18 protein-coding genes are annotated in these 18941 nt (G+C 72.0%); 5 read left to right on the top strand and 13 right to left on the bottom strand.

The window, feature by feature from the left end; genetic code table 11:
• Window positions 1–129 precede the first annotated feature (129 nt).
• Window positions 130–2496: a hypothetical protein gene (locus ACZ49B_RS15365; RefSeq protein WP_468305508.1), complete on the top strand. Its 2367-nt coding sequence runs from the start codon at window positions 130–132 to the stop codon at window positions 2494–2496.
• 73 nt (window positions 2497–2569) lie between these two features.
• On the opposite strand, the gene ACZ49B_RS15360 is transcribed toward ACZ49B_RS15365, so the two are convergent.
• The 5 genes from ACZ49B_RS15360 to ACZ49B_RS15340 form a co-directional block, all read right to left on the bottom strand.
• A complete protein-coding gene (locus ACZ49B_RS15360) occupies window positions 2570–3868 on the bottom strand; it encodes a DUF6986 family protein (protein ID WP_468305505.1) in 1299 nt (432 codons plus the stop codon).
• Between the two features lie 185 nt (window positions 3869–4053).
• The gene (locus ACZ49B_RS15355; protein ID WP_468305503.1) at window positions 4054–5016 is read right to left on the bottom strand and encodes an electron transfer flavoprotein subunit alpha/FixB family protein; all 963 of its coding nucleotides are present in this window, start codon (window positions 5014–5016) and stop codon (window positions 4054–4056) included.
• Between the two features lie 59 nt (window positions 5017–5075).
• Entirely contained in the window at window positions 5076–5861 is a 786-nt protein-coding gene (locus ACZ49B_RS15350; protein WP_030296680.1) for an electron transfer flavoprotein subunit beta/FixA family protein, read from the bottom strand.
• A gap of 203 nt (window positions 5862–6064) precedes the next feature.
• Entirely contained in the window at window positions 6065–6601 is a 537-nt protein-coding gene (locus ACZ49B_RS15345; RefSeq protein ID WP_468305500.1) for a flavin reductase family protein, read from the bottom strand.
• A gap of 250 nt (window positions 6602–6851) precedes the next feature.
• Window positions 6852–7193, bottom strand: a complete 342-nt coding sequence (locus ACZ49B_RS15340) for a thioredoxin family protein (RefSeq protein WP_468305586.1) — start codon at window positions 7191–7193, stop codon at window positions 6852–6854.
• 200 nt (window positions 7194–7393) lie between these two features.
• Between ACZ49B_RS15340 and ACZ49B_RS15335 the strand changes: the two genes are divergently transcribed.
• On the top strand, window positions 7394–8116 hold the full coding sequence (locus ACZ49B_RS15335) for a lysophospholipid acyltransferase family protein (protein WP_389411277.1): 723 nt from the start codon (window positions 7394–7396) through the stop codon (window positions 8114–8116).
• A 90-nt stretch (window positions 8117–8206) separates the two neighbouring features.
• Here the strand turns inward: ACZ49B_RS15335 and ACZ49B_RS15330 are convergent, their stop codons facing one another.
• On the bottom strand, window positions 8207–9418 hold the full coding sequence (locus ACZ49B_RS15330; RefSeq protein WP_468305498.1) for an alginate lyase family protein: 1212 nt from the start codon (window positions 9416–9418) through the stop codon (window positions 8207–8209).
• Between the two features lie 127 nt (window positions 9419–9545).
• Window positions 9546–10112 (bottom strand): CGNR zinc finger domain-containing protein, encoded by a 567-nt coding sequence (locus ACZ49B_RS15325; RefSeq protein WP_468305495.1) that lies wholly within the window; start codon window positions 10110–10112, stop codon window positions 9546–9548.
• A gap of 81 nt (window positions 10113–10193) precedes the next feature.
• Here ACZ49B_RS15325 and ACZ49B_RS15320 point away from each other — a divergent pair, with 81 nt between their 5' ends.
• Window positions 10194–11462: an MFS transporter gene (locus ACZ49B_RS15320; protein WP_468305492.1), complete on the top strand. Its 1269-nt coding sequence runs from the start codon at window positions 10194–10196 to the stop codon at window positions 11460–11462.
• Here ACZ49B_RS15320 and ACZ49B_RS15315 read toward each other — a convergent pair.
• The 5 genes from ACZ49B_RS15315 to ACZ49B_RS15295 all read right to left on the bottom strand — a co-directional run bounded on the left by ACZ49B_RS15315 (window position 11398) and on the right by ACZ49B_RS15295 (window position 16724).
• Window positions 11398–11997: a transglutaminase-like domain-containing protein gene (locus tag ACZ49B_RS15315; RefSeq protein ID WP_468305490.1), complete on the bottom strand. Its 600-nt coding sequence runs from the start codon at window positions 11995–11997 to the stop codon at window positions 11398–11400. The genes ACZ49B_RS15320 and ACZ49B_RS15315 overlap by 65 nt on opposite strands.
• A 90-nt stretch (window positions 11998–12087) precedes the next feature.
• Complete coding sequence (locus tag ACZ49B_RS15310) at window positions 12088–13149, bottom strand: threonine aldolase family protein (RefSeq protein WP_468305584.1); 1062 nt, start codon at window positions 13147–13149, stop codon at window positions 12088–12090.
• Window positions 13146–13910, bottom strand: a complete 765-nt coding sequence (locus ACZ49B_RS15305) for an SDR family NAD(P)-dependent oxidoreductase (protein ID WP_468305487.1) — start codon at window positions 13908–13910, stop codon at window positions 13146–13148. The genes ACZ49B_RS15310 and ACZ49B_RS15305 overlap by 4 nt, the downstream gene beginning before the upstream one ends.
• A 26-nt stretch (window positions 13911–13936) precedes the next feature.
• Window positions 13937–15343: a DUF6421 family protein gene (locus tag ACZ49B_RS15300; protein WP_468305484.1), complete on the bottom strand. Its 1407-nt coding sequence runs from the start codon at window positions 15341–15343 to the stop codon at window positions 13937–13939.
• A gap of 259 nt (window positions 15344–15602) precedes the next feature.
• On the bottom strand, window positions 15603–16724 hold the full coding sequence (locus ACZ49B_RS15295; protein WP_468305482.1) for an LLM class flavin-dependent oxidoreductase: 1122 nt from the start codon (window positions 16722–16724) through the stop codon (window positions 15603–15605).
• A 49-nt stretch (window positions 16725–16773) separates the two neighbouring features.
• On the opposite strand from ACZ49B_RS15295, the gene ACZ49B_RS15290 reads away from it, so the two are divergent.
• Both ACZ49B_RS15290 and ACZ49B_RS15285 read left to right on the top strand, forming a co-directional pair.
• Complete coding sequence (locus ACZ49B_RS15290; RefSeq protein ID WP_468305479.1) at window positions 16774–17421, top strand: PadR family transcriptional regulator; 648 nt, start codon at window positions 16774–16776, stop codon at window positions 17419–17421.
• A 188-nt stretch (window positions 17422–17609) separates the two neighbouring features.
• On the top strand, window positions 17610–18302 hold the full coding sequence (locus ACZ49B_RS15285) for a glycerophosphodiester phosphodiesterase (RefSeq protein ID WP_468305476.1): 693 nt from the start codon (window positions 17610–17612) through the stop codon (window positions 18300–18302).
• 41 nt (window positions 18303–18343) lie between these two features.
• On the opposite strand, the gene ACZ49B_RS15280 is transcribed toward ACZ49B_RS15285, so the two are convergent.
• Window positions 18344–18883, bottom strand: a complete 540-nt coding sequence (locus ACZ49B_RS15280; protein WP_468305473.1) for a GNAT family N-acetyltransferase — start codon at window positions 18881–18883, stop codon at window positions 18344–18346.
• Window positions 18884–18941 lie beyond the last annotated feature (58 nt).

Raw genomic sequence — 18941 nt, 5'->3', positions numbered from 1 at the left:
GTGCGGCACGGGCCGAACGAACCCGTACCACTGCCGAACGGGACCGGACGCCAGGGGCCGGCCACGCCGTTCCGAGCTGTTCGGGATTGTCCGGCGGAGCCCTGCCGTACCGCTCTATCGTGGGCCCTGATGGAAAGTGCGCCCGCATTCAAGGATGAACTCGCCGCATTCGCGGCGGACTTGCGTCAGCTGCGGATCGACCGCGGCAAACGCTCGTACCGCGAGATCGCCGCACGTGCGCAGAGGTCCCGGACCGGGATCCGCCTCCCGGTGGCCACCCAGAGCGACGCGTTCCGCGGTGAGCGAGTGCTGCGGCTGGATCGGTTCATGGGCCTGGTGCGGATCCTGTACTCCTACGACACCTTCGGCCGGGAGCAGCCCGTACCTCCGCACGGCGCTCCCGAGTTGGAGGTCTGGCGGCGGCGTTGGCGGGACCTGGCCGCTCTCGACCCGGGCCACGGCCGCCGCGGCCACACCGCGGCCCCGGCCCGGCCGGATCCGTCCCCGCCGGCGGTGCCGGGTACGGCGCCCGAACAGGTCCCGGCCCCCGCACCGGACGCGACCGGGATGACGGGCGCCGCAACCGCGGGAGAGTTCCGGATCGCGTACCGGCTCGTCGGGCACACCCGCCTGGTGTGGCACCTGGCCTTCTCTCCCGACGGCCGGACCCTCGCCTCGGCGGGCAACGACGGTACGGTCCGGTTGTGGAGCGTCCGCGACGGCCGGGCGGAGGTCGTGGTGGCCAACGGCTACTGGGAGTCCGCCACCCCCGTCCTCCATGTCGCGTTCGCCCCCGCCGGCGACCGGATCGTCGCGCACCGGGACAACGGCTCAGTGGATCTGTGGGACCCGGTGTCGTGGAACACGCTGCGCAGCCCCCGGCCCAGGTCCGGCCGGGATCTCGGCGGGCTGGGATTCGTCGCAGACGGACGGCTGTTCGGCCTCATCCGCGAGGGCGACGAGGTACGGGTACGGGACCTGGACTCCGACAGCCCGGTGGGGCCGCCCCTGACGGACTGCGGAGGGCTCTCGGAGGCCCTCGCCCTCTCGCCGGACGGCCGGCTGCTCGCGGTCACCGACGGGTTCGCCTCCGTACGGCAGTGGGACACGGCCACCGGCCTGCCCGTCGGGCCGGTCATGACCGGCCATTCCGACAACGTCGAAGCGCTGGCCTACACGCCGGACGGACGGCTGCTGGCCACCGGCAGCCACGACGCCACGGCACGGTTGTGGAGCACCGCCGGCGGCCGGCCGTACGGCCCGGAACTCGTCGGGCACGAAGGCGCCGTCAACGCGGTGGCCTTCTCCCACGACGGGCGGTTGCTCGCGACCGCCGGGGACGACCGGACCGTCCGGCTGTGGGACACCGCGACGGGCGCGCCGGTCGGGCAGCCCCTCGACGGCCACACCCTCGCGGTCAACGCGGTGGCCTTCTCCCCCGACGGAAACGTGCTCGCCACCGCCGGCGACGACCGGACCGTACTGCTGCACCGCGCACGTCCGGAACCGGAGCCCGCGTCCGTCCCGCTGTCGGGCGGTGCGGCGGCGCTGGCGGCCACCCTGCGCGAGCACGCCGTCGTTCGACTCCCCGGGGTGCTGTTGCCCGACGTACCGCAGCCTGCCGTGGGCGCGGCGCTGGACCGGGTACGGTTCTCGCCGGACGGCTCGCTGATCGTCGCGGTGAGCGACGGGGACCGGCTGCTGGTGTGGGACCCGGTCAGCCGGCGGCAGATCGCCGACCTGAGAGCGCCGACCGGAATGCCGGCCTGGGGCGTGGATTTCGACGAGACCGGCAGCCCTCCGGGGATCTGGGCGTCGCACGGCCTGACGCCGCCGATCGGACCGGCGGACCGTTCCCGGGTGTCGATGGTCGGGCACATGGCGTACTCGCCGGACGGCCGACTGGTCGCGCTCACCAGCATCCACGGCACCGTGACCGTGCACGACGCCGCGACCTTCACGCAGCGGGGCGGCCCTTTCGATCCGGGCGATCCGGTCCACGGCACCGAGGTGCTGTTCTCTCCGGACGGCGGGCTGCTCGGCGTCGTCGGCGAGCGGGTGACCGTGTGGGACGTCCAGAGCGGCGCCCCCGCCTGCGCACCTTTCCCCGACCGGCCGGGCGCGGTACGGCCAGGGGCCGCGTTCGCGTCCGGTGGCACACGGCTCGGCCTCGTCCTGGCCACCGTGGGCGACGAGGGCGCGCTGCAGCTGTGGAACCAGGACGGCCGGCTCGCCGGCCACCTCCTGGACGACGGCAAGCGAATCAGGGCCGGGGCCACCTCGGCGGCCTTCTCCCCCGACGGCAGCCTGCTGGCCGCCCCATACGACGACGGCGTCCTGCGGTTGTGGAACCCGGCGAACGGCCTGCTCGTCAGCCGCCTCTTGGACGGCAGCAGGGCCGGGGCCACCTCGGCGGCCTTCTCCCCGGACGGCAGCCTGCTGGCCGCCGCGTGCGACGACGGAGCCGTCCGGCTCTGGCTGGTCCGCAGGCCGTGAGACGCGGGGGCCGTAGAACGCCGCGAGGCCCGGCCGGGACGTCCCGGCCGGGCCTCCTCGACTGCGAAACCGATCAGGCCGTCGCCGTCAGGGTCGCCGAGCGGCGGGGGATGGCGAAGGCGTCCAGTTCGGCGCGGGTCAGGCCCGTCAGGGCCGTGACCTCGTCCGCGCCCACCGCGCCGCAGTCCAGGCCGCGGACGAGGTAGCCGGCCAGGGCCTTGGCCGTGGCGGGCTCGTCCATCACGTCGCCCTCGATCTTCGCGACGTACGCCTTGAGGCGCGCGGCAGCCGTCTCGAGGCCCTCGCGGTAGAAGGTGAAGACCGCCGCGTAGCGGGTCGGGAGGTGGCCCGGGTGCATGTCCCAGCCCTGGTAGTAGGCGCGGGCCAGGGCCCGGCGGGTGAGGCCGTAGTGCAGCTTCCAGGCCTCGTGGACGTGCTCGGTGGTGCCGATCGGCAGGACGTTCGTCGAGCCGTCGGAGACGCGTACGCCGGTGCCGGCGGCCGCGACCTGCATGATCGCCTTGGCGTGGTCGGCGGCCGGGTGGTCACTCGACTGGTAGGCGGCGGAGACCCCGACGCAGGCGCTGTAGTCGAAGGTGCCGTAGTGCAGGCCGGTGGCGCGGCCCTTCGAGGCCTCGATCATCCGGGCCACGGTCGCGGTGCCGTCGGAGGCGACGATCGACTGGCTGGTCTCGATCTGGATCTCGAAGCCGATCCGGCCCGGGCGCAGGCCGCGGGCGGTCTCGAAGGCCTCCAGGAGCTTGACGAAGGCGCTGACCTGCTCGGCGTACGTGACCTTGGGGAGGGTCAGGACCAGCCCGTCGGGGAGGCCGCCGTGCTCCAGCAGCCCGGACAGGAAGATGTCGGTGGTGCGGATGCCGCGGTCGCGGACGTTGGACTCCATGCACTTCATGCGGATGCCCATGTACGGGGCGTTCGTGCCGTTGGCGAAGGCTTCGGAGACGAGGCGGGCGGCGCGGGCGGCCGCTTGGTCCTCCTCCTCGTCGGAGCGGACGCCGAAGCCGTCCTCGAAGTCGACGCGGAGGTCCTCGACGGGCTCGGAGGCCAGCTTGGCGCGGACGCGGTCGTAGACGGGTACGGCCAGTTCGTCGCTGATGCCGAGCACCTTGGCGAAGGTCGCGGCGTCCGGGGCGTGCTCGTCGAGGGCCGCGAGGGCCTGGTCGCCCCAGGAGCGGATGGTGTCGGCGGCGAAGACGTCACCGGGCACGTAGACGGTGTGGATGGGCTGGCGGGTGCCGGGGTCGCCCGGGTAGTGGCGCGCGAGCTCCGCGTCCACCGGCGCGAGGGAGGCGCTGATGCCCTCGCTGACCGCGCCTGCGAGGCTCGTCGCCACCTTCTCCTGCTGACCCATCGTGCACTCTCCTCTTTTCCGCTTCACGGAAGCTTAGATCCGCATAGCAGAATTTAGTGTCGGGGTTCCGCCCAGTCAATGGTCCCTCCGCCGACAGGGGCAAACGACTCGGGGCCGTGCGGTGAGAAACACCACACGGCCCCGAGAAGGTCAGCCAAAAGTCAGGCGAGGAAGAGAAGCGCAGGTCAGCCCTTGCGCGCCTTGATCTCCTCGGTCAGCTGCGGGACGACCGCGAAGAGGTCGCCGACCACGCCGTAGTCGACCAGGTCGAAGATCGGGGCCTCGGCGTCCTTGTTGATGGCCACGATGGTCTTCGAGGTCTGCATGCCGGCCCGGTGCTGGATCGCGCCCGAGATGCCGGAGGCGATGTACAGCTGCGGGGAGACCGACTTGCCGGTCTGGCCGACCTGGTTGGAGTGCGGGTACCAGCCGGCGTCGACGGCGGCGCGCGAGGCGCCGACGGCGGCACCGAGGGAGTCCGCGAGCTCCTCGATGATGTGGAAGTTCTCGGCACCGTTGACGCCGCGGCCGCCGGAGACCACGATCGCGGCCTCGGTCAGCTCGGGGCGGCCGGTCGACTCGCGCGGGGTGCGGGAGACGACCTTGGTGCCGGTGGCGAGGGCGCCGAAGGTGACGGCGAGGGCCTCGACGGCGCCGGCGGCCGGGGCGGCCTCGACCGCAGCCGAGTTCGGCTTGACGGTGATGACCGGGGTGCCCTTGGAGACACGGGACTTGGTGGTGAAGGACGCGGCGAACGCGGACTGCGTCGCGACCGGACCCTCGTCACCCGCCTCCAGGTCGACGGCGTCGGTGATGATGCCGGAGCCGATGCGGACGGCCAGGCGCGCGGCGATCTCCTTGCCCTCGGCGGAGGACGGGACGAGCACGGCGGCCGGGGAGACGGCGTCGTACGCGGCCTGCAGCGCGTCCACCTTCGGTACGACGAGGTAGTCGGCGAACTCGGGGGCGTCGGCGGTGAGGACCTTGACGGCACCGTGCTCGGCGAGCACGGCGGCGGTGTCGGCGGCACCGGCGCCGAGGGCGACGGCGACGGGCTCGCCGATGCGGCGGGCCAGCGTCAGCAGCTCGAGGGTGGGCTTGCGGACGGCGCCGTCCACGTGGTCGACGTAGACGAGAACTTCAGCCATGGGACTGCTCTCCTGCTATTGCGAAGTGTCTGGGGGCTATGAGGGGGTGGCCGAAGTTCTCAGATGAACTTCTGGCCGGCCAGGAACTCGGCCAGCGCCTTGCCGCCCTCGCCCTCGTCCTTGACGATCGTGCCGGCGGTACGGGCCGGGCGCTGCGCCGCGGAGTCGACCGCGGTCCAGGAGCCCTCGAGGCCGACCTCGTCGGACTCGATCTCGAGCTCCTCCAGGTCCCAGGACTCGACCGGCTTCTTCTTGGCGGCCATGATGCCCTTGAAGGAGGGGTAGCGGGCCTCGCCCGACTGGTCCGTCACGGAGACGAGCGCCGGGAGGGAGGCCTCCAGCTGCTCGCTCGCGGAGTCGCCGTCGCGGCGGCCGGTCACGGTGCCGTCCTCGACCTTGACCTCGGAGAGCAGGGTGACCTGCGGGACGCCCAGGCGCTCGGCCAGGATCGCCGGGAGCACGCCCATGGTGCCGTCGGTCGAGGCCATGCCGGTGATGACCAGGTCGTAGCCGGCCTTCTCGATCGCCTTGGCGAGCACCAGCGAGGTACCCATGACGTCGGTGCCGTGCAGGTCGTCGTCCTCGACGTGGATGGCCTTGTCGGCACCCATGGACAGCGCCTTGCGCAGCGCGTCCTTGGCATCCTCGGGGCCCACCGTCAGGACGGTGATCTCGGCGTCGTCGGCCTCTTCGGCGATCTGCAGCGCCTGCTCGACGGCGTACTCGTCGAGCTCCGACAGCAGACCGTCGACGTCGTCGCGGTCGACCGTCAGGTCATCGGCGAAGTGCCGGTCGCCGGTGGCGTCGGGCACGTACTTCACACAGACAACGATCCTCAGGCTCACGCCGGCTCTCCTACCGCATCGTCTTTTTTCTGATACCGCCTTGTGCAGGCAGCATAGGCGCCTTGTCGGGCGGATCCCGGTCGGGGCGGCCCGCGCTCCGATGGGAATGTTACTCGTCAGTACACCGTGGCTCCCCCACGGTGGCAAGGCCGGTGAACTGTGATCTGTCCAACGCCACCCAGACCCGCCCCAGCAGGGACGATTCAGTCGCGCAACGCGTTGAAGCGACCCTGGTGGTACAGCAGGGGGCGGCCCTCCCCGGCCGGGTCCCCGGCCACGGCCTCCGCGATGATCACCCGGTGCGCCCCGGCCGGTACCCGCGCCACGACGCGGCACACCAGCCACGCCAGTACGCCGTCCAGCAGCGGAACCCCGTGCGGGCCCGGGGCCCAACCCGTGGCCGGCCCGAACCGGTCGGCTCCGCTGCGGGCGAACAGGCCCGCCAGCTCCGTCTGGTGCTCGCCGAGTATGTGGACGCCGAGGTGCTCGGAGTCGCGTATCGCGGGCCAGCTGGACGACCCGGTGGCGATCGTGAAGGACAGCAGCGGCGGATCGGCCGAGACGGAGTTGAGCGAGGTCGCGGTGAACCCGACCGGCCGGCCGCCGTCGGCGGCGGCGGTGATCACGGCCACTCCCGCGGCGTGCCGGCGGAAGACGGAGCGGAGCAGGTCGGGCGAGCCCGGCTGGGCGGCGTCGAATCGTGCGGACTGGGCCGTCGGGATTGCCGGCGGGGCTGTCATGGAGGAGCTTCCTTCTGCCGCACAGGCGGCGGGCACGGGCGCGGTCGGATCGGGTCGGAGGCCGGGGTCGTTCAGTGGCTCCGACAACGCGCGCTCGCGTAGCGGACGAGGTCCACGTGGACCCGCCCGTAAAGCAGGAGTTCATACCGCATGCGGCCAGCCTGGCGATCTCTCGTGTACACAGTCAAGCCGCACGGGTCAGATGCGAGGCGCGTCACGCTGCGTGCGGGCGTGCGTACCGGCGCGCCGGTCATACCGCGGCACCCAGCGCGGCGATCACGTCCGCCTTGCGGGGCATCCCCGCCGCGCGCCGTACGATCCGGCCCGCGGAGTCCAGGACGAGCACGGTCGGCGTCTTCTCGATGCCCAGGGCACGCACCAGTTCGAGATGGGCTTCGGCGTCGATCTCGATGTGCGCGACCCCCTCGACCAGCTCCGCCACCTCGGCGAGGATCCGCCGCGTGGCCCGGCAGGGCTGGCAGAACGCACTGGAGAACTGCACCAGGCTGGCCCGCACCCCGGGCTCCGCACCCAGTTCCGCTGCGCCCAGCCGCACCACACCCGCCGTCACCCGCGGACCTCGTTCCTGCATCATTGAATGCGTTCGTACGGTGATCCGAGCGCCCCGGACACGCGCCGCATTCCCGGCGTGACGATAATCTCCTCGGGCACAGACGTGTGGGCTGGCCAGCAGCCCTCGTATGGGGCACGATCCCCAAGGGCCGCGTACCTACGCAGCCGTAACTTCCGGCCGGGAGTACCTCCCCAGGCAGAAAGCGGGGTCTCCCCCTCATGGCTGAGCTCGTCTACCCTCCGGTGATCGGCGCCGCCCACACCCTGTTCCGGGCGCTGGACATCCGCATCGACATGAAGGGCACGGAGAACATCCCGCGCAAGGGCGGGGCGGTTCTCGTGTCGAACCACATCGGCTACCTCGACTTCATCTTCGCCGGCCTGACCGCGCGGCCGCAGAAGCGCCTGGTCCGCTTCATGGCGAAGGAGTCGGTGTTCCGCCACAAGGTGTCCGGACCGCTGATGCGCGCGATGAAGCACATCCCGGTGGACCGCAAGCAGGGTGAGACGGCCTACCAGCACGCCCTCGACTCGCTGCGCGCCGGCGAGATCATCGGCGTGTTCCCGGAAGCGACGATCTCCCAGTCGTTCACGCTCAAGAGCTTCAAGTCCGGTGCCGCGCGCATGGCCCAGGAGGCCGGCGTCCCGCTGATCCCGGTGGCGCTGTGGGGCACCCAGCGGCTGTGGACCAAGGGCCGCCCGAAGAACCTCAAGCGCAGCCACATCCCGGTGACGATGCGCGTGGGCGAGCCCATCGAGGCGCCGAGCGACCAGTACGCCGGGGCGATCACCCGCCGCCTGCGCGAGCGGGTGCAGGAGCTGCTGGATGCGGCGCAGCGCGCCTACCCGGCCGCCCCCAAGGGCCCCGAGGACTCCTGGTGGCTGCCGGCGCACCTGGGCGGCACGGCGCCGACGGCCGCGCAGGTCAAGGAAGCGGGCTGATCCCGCACCACCGGGTCGGGTGATCGTGCGGCCCCGCTGTTCACGGCGGGGCCGCAGTGGTGTGCCCCTGCCGAGCAGTGTGCCCGCCCGTCAGTTGGGGTTCTCGGCGTGGGTCAGCGTCTCCCATGCCTCGAAGTGGTTCTCGGTGCCCGCGGGGCGCCGTCCTTCGGTGAGCTTGCGCGTGTTCTCCATGCCGATGCCCAGCCGCGTGTGCAGGGCGTTGTAGCCGACCTCGGTCGCCGGTCCGATGCCCTTGGTCAGGCTCCCGCCGCACAGCCAGGAGGGCACCGGCGCGCCGAGCTCGTACGCGGCGTGGAAGCCGAGCGCGTGCCGGAAGCGGTCCTTGAACTCCGGGTAGAGGTCGCGGCCCTGGATCCGCGAGGTCTCGGCGACGTGCATGGTCGCGGCGATCCCCATGCCGGTGTGGCCGAAGTCCCGGCAGGTCTCCTGCGCGAGGCCGTCCACGAACGTGCTCTGGCCGTGCCAGTAGTCGACCAGCTCGCTCTTGGTGTCGATGCTCGAGCGCGGCGGGTACTTCGGCTGCGGCCCGTCGGAGGCCAGGTAGAAGTACGCGGGGACGCGGCCCAGGTAGATGGCCATGGCCTTGTCGTAGCTCGCGCGGTCGTCGAGGTGGACGGAGATGCCGACGGCGGCGTCCATCATGATCAGTTCCCAGTTGCCGTTGCTGTTCGGCTTGCCGCCCGCGACCTCGGGCAGGTAGACGTCGCGCAGCATGGTGGCGAACCGCCCCTGGTTCGGCCATCCGCCGGTGTACGTGTGCTTGATGATCTCGGCGGCGCGCGGCCAGGTGGATCCCGCCCAGCCGCTCTGCAGCGGGGCGTTGCTGTTGGTGTGGTCCTTGATCTTGGCGGACCAGGCGTCCATCAGCTCGATCGACTTCTTCGCGTACTTCGCGTCGCGGGTGATGTACCAGGCGAGTGCGTCGCTGTACGCCGCGATGGCGTCCTCGCGCTCGTCGGAACAGCCGATGTCCGGGTTCGAGTACGAGCCGCACTCGACGACGGCGCGCGGCTTGGGCGTGCGCGACTGCGAGCCGTACGGGCTCGCGAGCATGGCGTCGAACGCGGACTTCCACGGCTGCTGCCCCGCCTGGACCTTCGCGCGCACGAAGTCCAGCTGGGCCCGGCTGTTGAGGACCCCGGGGTGGGCGAACTGCGCGGGGGCCACAGCGGCGGCGGGAGCCGGCCGTGGGGGGCCGGCGTGGGCGGTGGGGGTGAGGGTCAGGGCCGCGGTTAAGCCGAGGGCGAGGGCGGCCAGCCCGGCGGGGACTCCGTAACGCATGAAGCGCCTTCCGGTCGGAGGTGGGGGGAACGGGGAATTCCTGCCGCCGAAAGTACCCATGGGCATGCCAAGTTGACAACGTTATCCGACAGGAAACTTTCCTATTGCTTCCACCCGCCGGGGCCGACTACTCCTCCCCGGCCGCCTCGGCGCGCTTGCGCCTGCGGTGCGCGGCGACCCGCGCGCGCGTGGCGCAGGCGGTGGAGCAGTAGCGGCGGGCGCTGCCCGGCCCGGCGCCGAGGAAGAACCGCCCGCAGCCCTCGGCGGCGCAGGCACCCCACGTGATCCGCCCGTACTCGGTGAGCAGTTGGGAGAGCGCCAGGGCCCCGGAGGCCAGGAACCACTCGCCCCAACCGGCCTGCTCCCCCCGGTCCACGTGCAGGTGCCAGGGGTGGCCGTCGTGCCGGGTCAGCCGGGGCCGGGTGCCGTGCAGCGCGAAGAGCGCGTTGAGGGCCTCGGCGGCGCGGTCCTCGTCGGTCTCGGCGAGCACCGCCCCCATCCGCCGGGCGGCGGCCCGCAGTTCGGCCGCGCAGTCCTCCGTGAAGGCCTCCTCGGTGAGATCGCCGGGGTGCTCCCCGTGCCGCGCGAGGAGCACCGCCAGCTCGGCGCGCGGCAGTTCGGGGTCCACGCGCACCGCCTCGGCGAGATCGATCAGCCGCCGGCCGACCGAGAACCCCTGCGCGGAGTCGGTCATCTCCGGATCCTTTCGCTCTACACCCGTATGACGTAACGTCTTGTTCCGCTATCACGTTACACACCTCAGGGGGGTCCGGGGATGCACGGGTTCGGGCGGTACCTGGCCGCCGCGCTGGCCGCGCGGTTCGCCTCGGAGGGCATGAGCCTCGCAGTGGTCCTGCTCGCCCTCGAGCGCACCGGGAGCGCCGCGCACGGGGCCTTCGTCCTGACCGCCTGGCTGGCTCCGCACATCCTGGCGGCTCCGCTCGCCGGGGTGGCCGCTTCCCGGACCCGCCGGCCGAGGCTCTTCCACGTGGGCGCGCTGGCCGGGTTCACCTGCGCGGTGGCGGCGCTGTCCGTGCTGCTGGGGCGGGCCCCGGCGCCGCTGGTGCTCGCGGTGGCGCTGCTGGGCGGCAGCTGCGGGCCGATGGTGACGGGCGGGATGTCCAGCCTGGTCGCCGGCCTGGTCCCGGCCGGCGCCGCGCGGGACCGGGCGTACGCGTGGGACGCGTCCACGTACAACGCCGCCGCGGTCACCGCCCCGGCGGTGGTGGGCCTGGCCGCCGCGCTGGGCTCGGCCGCGCCCGCGATGGCCGCCCTCGCGCTGGCCGGTGCGCTTGCGGCGGCGCTGGCCGCGACCCTCCCGTACGGAACAGGGCAGCCGGCCCCGGCGGAGAACGGCGGGTCCGTGGGCCGGCCGAGCCCTGCCCCGGCCGGCCTGGGGGCCGGGCTGGCGGCCCTGTGGCGGATCCGGGAGCTGCGGGCGATCACCTCGGCCACGACGCTGGCCTTCGTCGGCATCGGCACGCTCACCACCACCTCGGTACTGCTGGCCTCGCGACTCGGCAGCCCGGGCGCCGGGGGCGTGCTGATGACGGCCTTCGCGGTGGGCGCGCTGGGGGGCTCCCTGACGCTGGGCCGGATCACGGTGGTGGAGCCGGGGCGGCTGGCGCGCTGGGCGATGGCGGGCACCGGGGCCGCCCTGGCGGCGGCCGCGTTCGCCCCGTCCGTCACCCTCGCGGCGGTGCTGTTCACTGCCGCCGGGGTGTGCGACGGGCCGCTGCTGACGGCCACCCTCCGGATCCGCTCGCAGTACGCGCCCGACGCCGTGCGGACCCAGGTGTTCACCCTCGGGGCGGGGCTCAAGCTGACCGCAGCGTCGGTCGGCGCCGCGCTCGTGGGCTTCGCCGCGGCCGCGCCGCCGCAGGCGCTGCTGGCCGGGATCTCCGTACTGATCCTGGCGGCGGCACTGCTGCACGCACTGGTGGCGCGGTCGGCCCCGGCAGCGGCCGGCGGGGCGGGGACTACAGCGCCGTCGGGAGGTTCCGCCACAGCTCCGGCCGGTCGGCGGACTCCCGGAGGGCCTTGAGCGCGGCCGGGTGCGGGGTGGCGTACAGCTCGGGGTAGTCGACCTCGCCGAGCTCGGGGCGTACGGGGAAGGCGAGTTGCTCGGCGTCCAGGGCGAACTGGGCGTCCACGCCCGGCTTGTTGCCGCGGGGGTCCTGGCGGGCCCACTCCGCGGCGCCGGGCAGCCGGAGGGCGATCAGCCCGTGGACGAGGGGGTTCGAGCCGTCGTCGTCGGCGAGCCGCTGGTAGCAGAGGCCGGCCGGGATGCCCCGGGCCCGCAACAGGGCGACCAGCGCATGGGACTTGGCGTAGCAGATGCCGTTGCGCGTGCCCAGTACGTCGGAGGCGCGCCAGGAGACGCGCAGGTCCCCGGAGTCGGCGGAGTGCGGGATGGTGTCGCGGACGAACTCGAAGGCGACCTTGGCGTATGAGTATGCGTCGCCGGTGGCGCTCCAGAGGGCGTCGGCGGTTTCCCGGACGAGCGGGTGGTCGTGGTCGATGACCTCGTCCGCCGCCACATAGGCGTGACTGTCTGGGTTTTGCGGGATCAGCTGCATGGCTCGGAGCATAGGCATACCCCCGACCGCAGATCAATGGATTTGCAGTCGGGGGTATATCTATTCAGTCATCGAAGGGAGCCGACGCCCTTAACGGGCGAGCTCCTCCTTGAGCGCCTGGAGGAAGCCGTCCACGTCTTCCTCCTGGGTGTCGAAGCCGCACATCCAGCGCACGTGCCCGGCGACCTCGTCCCAGAAGTAGAAGCGGTAGCGCTTCTGCAGCCGCCGCGACACCTCGTGCGGCAGCTTCGCGAACACCGCGTTGGCCTGCACCGGGTAGAGGATCTCCACCCCGTCGGTCTCGCGCACGCCCGCTGCCAGCCGCTGCGCCATCGCATTGGCGTGCTGCGCGTTGCGCAGCCACAGGTCCTTGGCGAGCAGGGCCTCCAGCTGTACCGACACGAACCGCATCTTGGACGCGAGCTGCATCGACATCTTGCGGATGTGCTTCATCTGCCGGACCGCGTCCGGGTTGACGACCACCACGGCTTCGCCGAACATCATGCCGTTCTTGGTGCCGCCGTACGACAGCACGTCCACGCCCACCGTGTTGGTGAACGTGCGCATCGGCACGTCGAGCGAGGCCGCGGCGTTGGCTATCCGGGCCCCGTCGAGGTGGACCTTCATGCCGTGGCCGTGCGCGTGCTCGCAGATCGCCCGGATCTCGTCCGGCGTGTACACCGTGCCCAGCTCGGTGTTCTGGGTGATCGAGACGACCTGCGGCATCGCCCGGTGCTCGTCGTCCCAGCCCCAGGCCTGCCGGTCGATGAGCTCGGGGGTGAGCTTGCCGTCCGGGGTCGGGACGGTGAGCAGCTTGAGCCCGGCCATCCGCTCCGGGGCGCCGCCCTCGTCGACGTTGATGTGTGCCGTCTCGGCACAGATCACCGCACCCCAGCGGTCCGTCAGGGCCTGGAGGGCCGTGACGTTCGCGCCGGTGCCGTTGAAGACCGGGAACGCCTCCGCGTACGGGCCGAAGTGGCTGCGGATGATCTTCTGCAGGTTCTCGGTGTACTCGTCCTCGCCATAGGCGACCTGGTGGCCGCCGTTGGCCAGGGCAAGGGCCTCCAGGATCTCTGGATGGACCCCCGCGTAGTTGTCGCTCGCGAAACCGCGTACCGCCGGATCGTGGTGGCGGCGGGCATCGGTCTTCACGGTTGCGGAGTGAGCCACAGACGCTGTCCGTTCACATCGATGGCGGGCCGCTCCCACACGCCGGCGATGGCCTCGGCCAGCTCCTTGACGTCGGTGAAGCCCGCGAACTTCGCATTGGGGCGCTCGGCGCGCATGGCGTCGTGCACCAGTGCCTTGATCACCAGGATCGCAGCCGCGGCGCCCGGCCCCTCCTCGCCCCCCGCCTTGCGGAAGGAATCGGCGAGGGAGAGCGTCCAGGCCTCGGCGGCCGCCTTGCCCGCGTTGTACGCGGCATTGTTGGCGACCGGCTTGTGCGCGCCGGACTGGCTGACGAGGACGTAGCGGCCCCGGTCACTGCGCAGCAGCGCGTCGTGGAAGGCGAGCGACGTGTGCTGGACGGTGCGGATCAGGAGCTTCTCCAGGAAGTCCCAGTCCGCGAGGTCCGTGTCGGTGAAGGTGGTGCTGCCGCGCCAGCCGCCCACGAGGTGGACGAGCCCGTCCACGCGGCCGAACTCCTTCTCGGTCCGGTCGGCCCAGGCCTTGGTGGCCTCCAGGTCGAGCAGGTCGACGGTGTCACCTGTGACGGTGGCGCCGCCGTGTGCGTAGCGGGCCGCGTCCACGGATTCCGCGAGACGCGTCGGGTCGGCGTCGGCCGCCACGACCACGGCACCCGCCTCGGCGAGGCGGAGCAGTGCGGCGTGGCCGGCGGGGCCGCCGGCCCCGGCCACCGCGACGACAGCCCCGTGCAGCTTGCCGTTCCCGGTCTTCCCAGCGCTGTTCATCTGTGCAGCCTCCTGTGCGCGAGCGCTCACGCGGCGACCCGCTCGGCCGAATCGGCGTTCACTGCAGTGATGCCCTTCGTGGAGGCGATCACTCCCTTGAGCTTCTTGGCGAGCGCCTCATAGAACATGCTCAGCGGAAACTCGTCGGGAAGCACGTCGTCGACGAGCTTGCGCGGCGGCTGCGTCAGGTCGAGGGCGTCGGGGCCCTTGGCCCACTTGGAGCCCGGGTGCGGGGCGAGGTAGGTGGAGACGAGCTCGTACGCCTTGAACCAGTGGACGAGCTTCGGGCGGTCGATGCCGGCCCGGTAGAGGTCCTCGATCTCGGCGCACAGCTGGTTGGTGACCTGCGGGGCGCGCATCCAGTCGATCTTCAGCTTGTTGTCCGTCCAGCGCACGACGTCGTGCTTGTGGAGGTACGCGAAGAGCAGCTGGCCGCCGAGGCCGTCGTAGTTGCGGTTGCGGTCGCCCGACACCGGGAAGCGGAACATCCGGTCGAACAGGACGGCGTACTGCACGTCACGGCCGTGCTCGTTGCCCTCGGACTCCAGCTTCACGGCCTCCTTGAAGGCGGTGAGGTCGCAGCGCAGCTCCTCCAGGCCGTACATCCAGAACGGCTGGCGCTGCTTGATCATGAAGGGGTCGAACGGCAGGTCGCCGTGGCTGTGGGTGCGGTCGTGGACCATGTCCCACAGGACGAAGGCCTTCTCGCAGCGCTCCTGGTCCTCGACCATGCGGGCGATGTCCTCGGGCAGCTCGATGCCCAGGATGTCGACGGCGGCCTCGGTGACCTTGCGGTAGCGGGCCGCCTCGCGGTCGCAGAAGATGCCGCCCCAGGTGAAGCGCTCGGGGGCCTCGCGGACGGCGATGGTCTCCGGGAAGAGCACGGCGGAGTGGGTGTCGTAGCCCGGGGTGAAGTCCTCGAAGGTGATGCCGAGGAACAGCGGGTTGTCGTACCGGGTGCGCTCCAGCTCGGAGAGCCACTCGGGCCACACCATCTTCAGGACGACGGCCTCGAAGTTGCGGTCGAGGTTGCCGTTCTGCGTGTACATGGGGAAGACGACCAGGTGCTGGAGCCCGTCGGCGCGCTGGGCGGCCGGGTGGAAGGCCAGCAGGGAGTCCAGGAAGTCCGGCACCTTGAAACCGTCCGCGACCCACTTGCGCAGGTCGGAGACGAGCGCGCGGTGGTACGAGGTGGCGTGCGGCAGCAGCGGCGACAGCGTCTCCACGGCGTCGATCGCCCGCTCGACGGCGGCCTCGACGTCGGCCGGGGTGGGGACGTCCACGGCCTCGAAGTCGATGGAGCCGTCCTTGGACTGCCAGGGGCGGATCTCCTCCACGGCGGCCTTGAGCTCGGGCCACGCCGGGTGGTCGACCACCCGCGCACCGGCGGTTATCACCGCACCACCAGAACCCGGCACAAGAATTTCCGTCATGTCACTTCCTCCACAGGAGAACCTCGCGTCAACACAGCGTATGGGTGCGGACCTCTCCTGCTCAAGTGGTTGCTCGGGAAATTATCCTGCGAGACCCCCATCGACGCCGCAATTCTTCCCGCCGTCCATCCGCCGAGCGACGGCTTCGCCCCTTTCGCGTACCGACGTTCGCGCCTGCCCCGCCCGGCGGGCAGCCCGCGCCCGTCCGGTGGGTGACGTGCGTCACCCACCGGGCAGGTGCATGCTCAGGCGGTGCCGTTCACGCGCCACGGAAGTGCGGGATGACCCTTTCGCCCCACTGCCGCAGGGTCTCCAGACAGGCCTCCTGCGGCACCGTGCCCATCTGGATCAGGCACATGATCTCGTCCGCCCCCGCCTCCCTGAGCCGCTGCACGTACGCGATGGCGTCGTCGGCGCCCCCGTACGCGTGGTCGGCGCGGAACGTGGCCGTCGACGTGGGCCGCACCGGGATGTCCTGCTCGTGCAGCCGGGCCACCACCTGCTCGGCCGCCCTGTGCATCTCCGCCGCCTCGTCGGCGCCCGCGACCACGGCTTCGTCCGGAATGCCCGTCCCCCCGTACCAGTGGCCGATGGACTGGGCGAAGAACCGCTGGCCCCGGATGCCGATCCGGCGCGCCTCGGCCGGGTCGTCCAGCACGATGGTCGGGCAGAGCACCGAGAAGTGGTCGTTGACGGCGGTGGAGACGAAGCGGGCGCCGTCCCGGCCGGCGACCGCCCCGTCGTACACGGCCCGCATCCCGGCGATGGACTCCGGTCCGGCGAATCCCATCACCAGGGCCCCGACGCCCAGCTCCGCGGCCTGTACGAGGGTCTCGGCGCGGCTGCACGCCAGGAACAGCGGCGGATGCGGGGTCTGCCGCGGCCGGGGCAGGATCGGGTGCGGGGCGATGTCGATCAGCTCGCCGTGGTACTCCAGCTCCTCCTCCTGCCAGGCCTTGCCGATGATCCGCAGCGCCTCCTCGACCTCCTGGGCGGTGCGCTCCCTGTCGACCCCGCACAGCGAGGTCTCCTGTTCGGTGCCGCCGCGCCCCGCGCCCAGGTCGACCCGACCGCCGGAGAGCAGGTCGAGCATGGCGGCCCGCTCGGCGACCCGGACCGGGTGGTTGAAGTTGAAGGGCATGCAGACGACCCCGTGGCCGATGCGTATGGTGTGCGTCCGGGCCGCGACCCAGGTCAGGAAGATTTCCGGGGCGGACATGTGTGCGTACCACTTCAGCGAGTGGTGCTCGACGGCCCAGATCCGGTCGAATCCCATCTGCTCGGCGAGCACGGCCTGCTCCACGCAGTCGTGGATGACCTGGTGCTCTCGTTCCACGGTCGGATCGGCGAGCTGAGCTTCGAAGATCACGGAGAATTTCACGATGCCTCCAGGGTTGCGTCCCGTGCCCGGCCACACTTCAATTCGGAATATGACTAGTAGTCATACGTCGAAGAAGCAAGACCTTCCGCCGACCGCATGGGCCGTGCTCGGGCTGCTGTCCTTCCCCGGGGAGCGCACCGGGTACGAGCTGAAGAAGTGGGCGGACTCCTCGCTGCGCTTCTTCTACTGGTCCCCGGCCATCAGCCAGATCTACGCCGAGCTGCGCCGGCTCGAGGAGCTGGGGTACGCGGCCTCCGCGCGCTCGGGCCCCGAGGAGGCCCGGGCCAAGCGGCGCTACGCCATCACCGACGCCGGCCGCGAGGCCCTCGCCGGCTGGGCCTCGGACACCGAGGAGGCCGGGCCCCCGGTGCTCAAGCACGGGCTGCTGCTGCGGGTCTGGCTCGGCCACCTCGCCGAGCCGGAGCGGCTGCGCGCGATGGTCGGCGACCATCTGGAGCGCACCCGGGGCGAACTGGCCGCGGTACGGGAGGCGATGGAGCAGGCGGGCGAGGTGCCGGAGTGGGCCTTCCCGGCGCTCGCGCTGCGCTGGAGCGAGCGGCAGCACCTGGCCGAACTGGAGCTGGGCGAGGCCCTGTTGGCGGATCTCGCCGAGCTGTCGGGGGACGAGGCGGGGGCCCGGAGCGGAGCCGCGGACCGGGATCGTCAAGGCGGCGGGGACGCGCCCACGCCCGGGTGACGCGGCAGGGCCGCCCCGGGGCCCGCGGCGGCGTACAGCCCTGGCGGGAACCGGCCTGCGGGCCCGTTCCGGGCGCTGCACGGGCGGTCTCATCGCATCCCCGGCGCACTAGCATGCGTCCTCACCGCGCGGCCGGTAGGGACACCGCGACCGCGCGGGGAGCCGCCGTCGACGGAAGCGAGAGAACCTTGACTTTCCTCACCATCGGTCACCGCGGGGTCATGGGTGTCGAGCCTGAGAACACCCTGCGGTCGTTCGTCCGCGCGGAGCGTTCCGGGATGGACGTCATCGCGCTGGACGTGCAGCTGAGCAAGGACGGCGTGCTCGTCGTCCTGCACGACGCCGAGGTGGACCGGACCACCGACGGCGCCGGGGCCGTAGCCGATCTGACCCTGGCCGCACTGCGCGAGCTGGACGCCGGCCAGGGCGAGCACGTGCCGGTCCTCGAGGAGGTCCTGGACGCGGTCCGGACCCCGCTCCAGGTGTCGGTCCAGGACCGGGCCGCCGCAGCCGCGCTGGCCGAGCTGGTCCTGCGCCACGACCTGATCGCGCGGGTGGAGGTCGCCTCCTTCCACGACGAGGTGCTCGCCGAGACGGCCCGGCTGGTGCCGGGGGTGCGGAGCAGCCTGTACGCGGACGACCACGCGGGGCAGCGCAGGACCGTCGTGGACCGGGCGCTGGCCGTGGGCGCGGCGACGGTCGCCCTGAACATCCGCGAACTCACCCTGGACACGGTGGAGGCGGTCCACGCGGCGGGGCTGCGGGTGACCGGCTGGACGGTCAACACCCTGCAGCAGTTGCGGCTGGCCCGGGCACTGGAACTGGACGGCGCGGGCACCGACTTCCCGGAGATCCGCAGCACGGGCCGGTTCCTGGCCTGACGGCCGCGCCCGGCCCCGGGCTCCCGGTTCCCCGCTCCGCGCTACAGCGGCTTGACCAGCAGCTCGAAGGCCAGGTCGTCGCGGAGCGGGACGCCGAAGCGCTCGTCGCCGTACGGGAAGGGGCTCAGCTCGCCGGTGCGCCGGTAGCCGCGGCGCACGTAGTAGGCGATGAGCTCTTCCCGTACGTTCACCACCGTCATCCGCATCTCCCTGGCGCCCCAGGTGTCGCGGGCGCGGCGCTCCGCCTCGGCGAGGATCTCCTTGCCGAGGCCGCCGCCCTGCAGCCCCGGGCGGACCGCGAACATCCCGAAGTAGGCGTGGTCGCCACGGTGTTCGAGCTGGCAGCAGGCGACGAGCTCGCCGGCGCGCTCCACGACGAGCAGGACGCCGTCGGCGGACTCGATGATCGCGCGGACCCCGTCGGGATCGGTGCGCTGCCCGTCCAGGTAGTCCGCCTCGGTGGTCCAGCCGGCGCGGCTGGCGTCCCCGCGGTAGGCCGACTCGACGAGCACCACCAGGTCCGGTACGTCCGCCTCTACGGCACTGCGGAAGTTCAGGGCGGTGGAGTGGGCGGTCGACATCGGGGGCTCCGTTCAGCTCAGCGGCATATGACATGCCCGGTGCGGCACGCAGAGCCTA

It is taken from the genome of Streptomyces sp. NPDC031132 (assembly GCF_055570595.1).
Note: the sequence above shows the minus strand (reverse complement) of the source record. Positions and strands in the feature narration are given on the sequence as shown.